Source organism: Emticicia sp., assembly GCF_049241225.1.
Taxonomy (GTDB): Bacteria; Bacteroidota; Bacteroidia; order Cytophagales; family Spirosomataceae; genus Emticicia.
The window spans coordinates 1-6,740 of record NZ_JBMLRC010000060.1 but is presented as its reverse complement, the minus strand read 5'-3'; the positions used below and the strand labels follow the sequence as shown (position 1 = coordinate 6,740).

6 protein-coding genes and 1 pseudogene are annotated in these 6,740 nt (G+C 36.6%); all 7 read left to right on the top strand.

Annotated elements, in window-relative coordinates; translation table 11 throughout:
* A pseudogene (locus tag ACOVO2_RS04040) lies at window positions 1-660 on the top strand (TraG family conjugative transposon ATPase); the annotation flags it as partial.
* A 4-nt stretch (window positions 661-664) separates the two neighbouring features.
* Window positions 665-1,798, top strand: coding sequence for a hypothetical protein (locus tag ACOVO2_RS04035; RefSeq protein ID WP_421768735.1), 1,134 nt, complete (start codon window positions 665-667; stop codon window positions 1,796-1,798).
* A 56-nt stretch (window positions 1,799-1,854) separates the two neighbouring features.
* A complete protein-coding gene (locus ACOVO2_RS04030) occupies window positions 1,855-2,877 on the top strand; it encodes a hypothetical protein (RefSeq protein WP_421768734.1) in 1,023 nt (340 codons plus the stop codon).
* A gap of 202 nt (window positions 2,878-3,079) precedes the next feature.
* Window positions 3,080-3,688, top strand: a complete 609-nt coding sequence (gene traK, locus ACOVO2_RS04025) for a conjugative transposon protein TraK (protein ID WP_421768733.1) — start codon at window positions 3,080-3,082, stop codon at window positions 3,686-3,688.
* Between the two features lie 191 nt (window positions 3,689-3,879).
* A complete protein-coding gene (traM, locus tag ACOVO2_RS04020) occupies window positions 3,880-5,250 on the top strand; it encodes a conjugative transposon protein TraM (protein WP_421768732.1) in 1,371 nt (456 codons plus the stop codon).
* Window positions 5,240-6,178 (top strand): conjugative transposon protein TraN, encoded by a 939-nt coding sequence (gene traN, locus ACOVO2_RS04015; RefSeq protein ID WP_421768731.1) that lies wholly within the window; start codon window positions 5,240-5,242, stop codon window positions 6,176-6,178. The genes traM and traN overlap by 11 nt, the downstream gene beginning before the upstream one ends.
* A 2-nt stretch (window positions 6,179-6,180) precedes the next feature.
* On the top strand, window positions 6,181-6,740 hold a 560-nt coding region (locus ACOVO2_RS04010), incomplete at its 3' end, for a conjugal transfer protein TraO (RefSeq protein ID WP_421768730.1).

Below are 6,740 nucleotides of genomic sequence, written 5' to 3'. Positions count from 1 at the left end.
TATCTACTGAACTCAAAAGAAAATGTAGATTTTTCGCAAGAGCCATTTGTAGTTTATGAATTAGATAACATCAAAGACGACCCAATCTTGTTACCAGTGATTACGCTGGTGATTACCAATACCTACGTTACAAAACTGATGGGCGTGAAAGGGATACTCAAAATGCTTGTTATCGAGGAAGCTTGGAGAGCAGTATCCAATCATTTCTTTGCCAACTTTTTGCTCTGGGCTTTCAAGACTGTTCGTAAACATTTTGGTGCGTTGGGCGTAGTAACACAGGAAATCGAGGACTTGAAAAAGTCTGAAATCATCAAAGATGCGATTATTCAGAATACCGATATAAAGATTCTTTTAGATTTACGAAACTACAAAAACGAGCAAGATTTTGTCCTGCAAATGTTCAAACTCTCAGATGAACATTTACCACAAATATTCTCCATCAATAAGCGATTACCTATTCAAAGAGGCAATTTCAATGAATTAGCCATCAAATTAGGCTCAGAATTAAAGGTTTATGGAGTCGAAGTTTCTCCTCATGCCTACGCTCTCTACACAACAGAGCCAACTGAAGTCGATAAAATTAAGGCAATTGCAGAAGAAAGAAACATTTCACAAAAAGACGCTGCTATTCTTTGGGCTGAACAAACATTAATCAATTAGGAATATGAAAAGGTCAATTCAAAAATTAACTATCACCATTTTATCGGTAACGGTTTTGTTGCCAATCATCGTTCGTGGGCAGATGATAACAAATGATCCAATTCATACTGCCATCACAACAATGATGAAATTGTTTCAAGACCCATCGTTTAAAACAATGGTCAAGAATATTGAACAGCTTAAAAAGATTTCGGGGGCTGTACAGCAATTTCATCGAGGAAAAGAGATTATCTCTAAAATACAGAACTGTACTCAGAAAATATCCTCACTTTCTACGGCAGTTTCAAAGGATGGACATATTTATCCAACCGAATATAGTTTGATGGTGCAGGATATTACAAAACTTAGTAAGGTCGGTACCGACATTCTGAAAGACATGAAAAGCTCAACTACCCAATCAGGTGGAGTATTAAAAATGTCAGATGCCGAACGGGTTAGGTGGTTAGATGATACTTACATCCGAGTATGTAAGTTTGAGCAGCTATTAAACACCTATTTTTCAAATATTCAGAGCCTTTCACTGCGTCGTTCAGGTAATCGAAACGATTTGAAATCAACTGCAAAACTTTACTCGATGGTTAGTTCTTCTACTGGTGCAGGTTATGGTGGCGTTGTTGGAAATATCGGTGGAAGTGGCTACGACGATGCTTACGATCAAAAAGAAACATCTTCCTTAGACTCTGCTTATACAAGCGAACAAGCCAAAAAGATAAAAGAAATGCAAGAACTCTGTACGGTTCGGATGCAAAACTATCAAGACGAGCTACAGTTAGCCGAGAAAAAAATGGAAGGTCAAGCAGTTGGTGTTCTGCTAGGTCAAGGTTGGGATTATCAAGTAAAACCCCCAAAGTTTAGTCTTTTTTCGTCAATGGCTTTTTCAATTGCTGGTGAAATTGCTGATGCTGTAAATGGCACTGGTAATGCTGCAATAGGTGGCGGTGGTACTACAGATGTGACCCAACAAATTGAAGATAGTATTCAATGTTGGATAAATCCAAGTGGGAAAAAGGTTTCTAACGATGAGTTTTTAACCTACCTCCGTATCAAAACAAGGGAAATGATTTTGGAGCAAAAACTCTCAGAAACCCTTAGGAAGAAACACAAATTAGATGAATGTCAGTCGTTGGGAATGTATTAAACCCAATTGAAATAAACTATTCACTCATTCAATAAATCACTCATTCACAATTCAAAATGGGAGAAGGTATTTTTAAAATCATTTTTGATTTATACACAAATCAAGCGGCTATTGCACAAACTTACGCTAACCTAATCGAACCAAAAGTTCGTTTAATTGCTGGAATTGGAGCTTTAGTTTACATTTTTGGCAAGTTAATTATGCAAATAGCCAATAACCAAGAAATAGATTTCTTTCCGTTTTTACGGCCATTTGCAGTTTTATTATTGATTCCGCTTTCACCACAAATTTGCTCGGCCATTGATGGTTTTGGCGAAGAAGTAAGAGGATTAGTCAACAATCAGAATGAAAACATTGCTACCAAGGTTCAGCAACAAACTGAAAAAATTGAAAAACTGGTAGAGAAAAAGTGGGAAGAAATTGGCAAAAATCCCGATAAATATGCAGCCGTCTTTAATAGTAATCTAAACGAAGATAAATCGGGTATTTTCGGAGAAGTAATGGTTGATTTCAAAATTGGAATGTATAAGTTTTCGGAAGAATTCAAGTTTCAAATTTTGAGTGTGATTCAAAGTATTTTGCTTTGTTTGATGCAAATTGCTGAATGCTGTTTACTTCTTATCTCGATTGGTTTCCGAATTGTACTAAGAATCGGTTTTCCAATAACAGTTGCTCTTTCAATATTCCCTGGCTTTACATCTTCATTGGCTTATTGGTTCGGCAAATATATCAATTTTGCCTTACTTCCAGCCGTTGCGGCCATGTATAGCTCCATAGCATTTAATTTATGTGATACTTACATCAATAGCTACGATGTAGAATCTGCAATGGCCACGATGGGAGTAGAAACCCAACAGCCTGAGTTTTTGGGTTTAGCGTTTATCGGGCTTTTGTTTTTATCGCTCATTGGTTATATACAAGTACCATCTATGACCGCCATGTTAATCAATGTCGGTGGCGTTGGCTCGATTGTGCAAGGAGCAACTCGTACCATTCAGAATACAGGGAAAGTAACCACGAATGCTGTCACGAAGAGTTCAGAATCAAGTAGTAAATCAATCCAAAGTGTAAATAAATGAACAATTACTTCAAAAAGAACCTTTTTGAAGCCTTCAGACTATTAGTTGGGGCTTGCATTGGCATTATCGTTTTAGCGACTGGTTTAACAACCTATATTCTTTATTATTCCTATCAAAGCTACGCTCAAAACACTAAGAATACCTTTGTTTTTAGCGAAAATGGAGCTTCAATTCACATATTTTCAAAGAAATAATATTACAAATGGAGGAATTATTTAAACTAAACGCTCACTTTCGTAGGGTAAAACTCATTACAATTATTGCTCTAGTTAGTTTGAGTATCATTTCTATCACAGCTCTTTCACTGTCTTACAAACACTCAAAAGAGTTTTCAAAACGTATCTATTTAATCAATAAAAACGAGCATTTTGAAGCCATTGCGGGAAATTTTCAGAGCAATCGCCCAGTTGAAATCAATTACCATGTGAGCCGTTTCCATGAATTATTTTTTACAATTGTGCCTGATGCCCAAGAAATAGAAGCCAATACGGCCAAAGCCTTTTTTCTATGCGATGAATCTGCCAAGAAACTCTACGATGATTTAAAAGAGCGAGGTTTCTACAATGATATGATTCAAGGAAATGTAATCCAAAAAGTAAAAATTGATTCCGTTGTTGTCAACACAAAAGAGTATCCTTACAACGCAACGTGTTACTCAATCGTAACCCAAACACGTGCTACTTCACAATCCGAAAAGAGCTTGACAACGACTTGCATTTTGGAGGACGTACCACGGAGTCTTCGTAGTCCGAACGGTTTATTTATGAGGAATTTCAGAGTTATCGAAAGCAAAGTTATCCATGAAAAATAAACCCGTTCGGCACGATGAATTAGAGCAGTTGGGGCAACGAATAAATGAGTTTATTCATCAAAAATCAAAACGTTTTGCTCTGAAAATCAACCATTTATTTCATTCCCATCGGAAGCAGACCATTTTTATCTTGGTACTGTTTGGCCTGTTTATTCTAACAATCAATATACTTTCATTTTATATTTTCTGATATGGAAAATCACGTAAATGTCCCCTTACCACATGAACAAAGTGTAAGGAAACTGGGCAATAAGCAATATGCCTTAGTGATTATTGGTGGACTCATTTTGTTTGCCACAGGTTTAATTCTTTACTCATTTGGGGCTTTTAGTAAAGATGAGCCGCAGAAAACGACCGATTCGCTTTCAGAACTTACTCCACCTGAATCGAAAAACACTAAGTTGGAGGACAATAAGTACAAAAACCGACATTCGTCATCTCAACTAAACTCTTACGGTGGTGGTACAGAGGAATTAACGGCAATAACTGGTAAAGAGCCAAGTTATCCCAAAGAGAGCAATGAGCAATTAAGTGAAGCCGATTTTCAAGAAGTCCAGAATGCACGAAAAACCGCCTCAAACAGTAGAAATATTCCTAAAACAGAAGCTCAACGCAAGAAAGAAAAATTGAATCAAGATTTTCAAAGGCGACAATATCAAGAGTTTTCACGTCAGCAATATTTGTCTAATGCTGAAACACCTTTATACCGAAAATCTAAGCAAGAATTGGCGGATGAACGATTAGAACGAGAAGAAAAAGAGTTTAATAATCGCACAGCTCAATTAGTGTTATCGAATCTTGAAAAAGCAAACACAACTGCTACTGCTCAGCCAAATCCAGTTCTAAGTTCACCAACCAAAACAGCAGTACCGGTTACGTTTCCCAAGAAACCAACAACAATTGAAGATGACATTAGTCTTCACCCAGAAACTTCCACCAATACGATTGGTATGAAATGGAAGAAAGGAGGTTTTTATGGCTTTTCAAAGAGTGATAAAAGCAAGTATTTTACCAATAATGATGCTATTTCGGCAGTTATTCATGGTCAAGCTGATGCCATCACAGTTCAAGATGGTTCAATTCTAAAACTCCGTTTGCTGCAAAATGTCATTTTACAAGCCAACGAACAGAAAGTTACACTGCCAATCGGAACGCTCATTGCTGGTACGTGCCGAGTTTCCGAAGAGCGTGTTTTTATTACTGTTTCGGCACTTCGCATTGAAAACACTATTTACCCGATTTCGATTGCGGTTTTCGATTTAGATGGTCAGCAAGGTTTGTATGTACCAAGCTTGAAAGAAAAAAATGTTTTGTCAAGAGAACTCACCGATGCAGCCACCCGTCCTTTCAACGGTACGAGTGTATTTGTGCCTGATGGTTCGATTCAAAAACAAGTAGGAACTCAAATTGCTTTGCAATCGACCCAAAGTTTGATGCAGGGAGCAAAGGGCTATTTTAGAAGTAAAATTCAATCTCCCAAAGTTACAATCAAACCCAATTACAAAGTTTTACTCAAATCCGTCAATTTGTCGAATATCAATCCATTAATCAATGAAGAATAATTTTAGAATAGCTGTTTTTCTACTAACAGCTCAAATTTGTTTTGGACAGAGTACCGAACCAAAGGTTTCAAATCCAGAGCAATACAAGTTTGTAAGCCAACATAATCGTTATGTTTTGCCGATTGATAAAGTATCAGTAAAAGGGAGTTACCCGTTGGGTATTTCTGAAATAAAGACGATTCACGTTATTTTTCCATCAGAAATTAAAGAAGTTGATGCAGGAACGGCCGATGTGATAGCTCAAATTACTGAAAACTTCAATAATGTGCTACGCATAAAAGCCAATACAGATAAGCACTTTTCAGAAACCAACTTAACCGTTTTAACTGCCGATGGTGGACTTTATAGTTTTCTGACAAACTATAACCGTGACCCCGAAATTCTGAATATCAACATTGGTAATAATCTAAGTTCTGATGTGATTTCGAGTAAAGATTTAGGAATTAATCAGTTTTTGAAGAGTAATTACCTCATTGCTGCACTTAATCAATCGGCCAATGAAATTAAGTTTTCGATGCAAAAGTCTATCGCTTTAAAACCTTTTGTGCGAAATACAGGTGTCAGAAATCAAAATACCAGTGCTTTTTTGAAAGGAGTGTATACCAGCAATGGCATGATGTATTTTACCATTGAGATACTAAACGATTCAGAAATTGATTATTCGATTGATTTTATAAAACTCTATATCAAAGACAAGGAAGTTTTAAAGCGAATGACGATTCAAGAAGAAGAACTCAAAATTGCTGATAGATTTCCACTTGATAATGTACTGAAAGCTCAGACACGCAATACAATTTGTGTGGCAACTCCAGTACGTACGATTTCGGATGATAAAGAATTCGAGATTGAGGTTTATGAACAAAACGGCGGTCGTCATCTAAGATTTTCAATTTCTCCGAAGATAATTTCAAAAGCAAAGACCCTCTAAAAATGAAATCATTTATTATTCTCTTGCTTTTGGGGTTATGTCAATTCTCAAACGCACAAGTGCATTTAAAGAAACAGCTATTTTATGAATTAGCTCTCGGCAGTTATGATAACTATTTGCCCTCAAGATCAAATGTCAGCTTACTGGTTTCATTTGGTAGGTACAATCGCAAAGGAAACGCTCATGCCATTGGTTTTAATTTCAATCGAAAACAAACTACTGTTTTTGATACTCAAACTAACAAAACCTTATCGGTACAGGTGCCGGTTCAACAACTTTATCTTTCGTACAAGACAGACTTTAGTTTTTATTCAAATGCCATGAACAACTTTCATGTAAAAGGCATCGGCAGAGTCAATGTTGGCTATGAATCTTTAAATCAAGATAGAACTACCCTTGAAAATACTTATCAACTTAGTCAAAAATCTGATTTTTTGTTGGGAGTAGGGGCGGGGCTTGAGGTTGAGTATAGCCCAGTAGTTCTTGGAGTGCATCAAAATATCAATGTTTTATCCAGTTATCAGAAGTTTAGTAGTATAACATTTCTCGGTTTTCGTTTCCA

Excerpts from the sequence above, each read along its gene's own strand:
- ACOVO2_RS04035 (WP_421768735.1), top strand. The coding sequence starts at position 665 with ATGAAAAGGTCAATTCAAAAATTAACTATCACCATTTTATCGGTAACG.
- ACOVO2_RS04030 (WP_421768734.1), top strand. The coding sequence starts at position 1,855 with ATGGGAGAAGGTATTTTTAAAATCATTTTTGATTTATACACAAATCAA.
- traK (WP_421768733.1), top strand. The coding sequence starts at position 3,080 with ATGGAGGAATTATTTAAACTAAACGCTCACTTTCGTAGGGTAAAACTC.
- traM (WP_421768732.1), top strand. The coding sequence starts at position 3,880 with ATGGAAAATCACGTAAATGTCCCCTTACCACATGAACAAAGTGTAAGG.
- traN (WP_421768731.1), top strand. The coding sequence starts at position 5,240 with ATGAAGAATAATTTTAGAATAGCTGTTTTTCTACTAACAGCTCAAATT.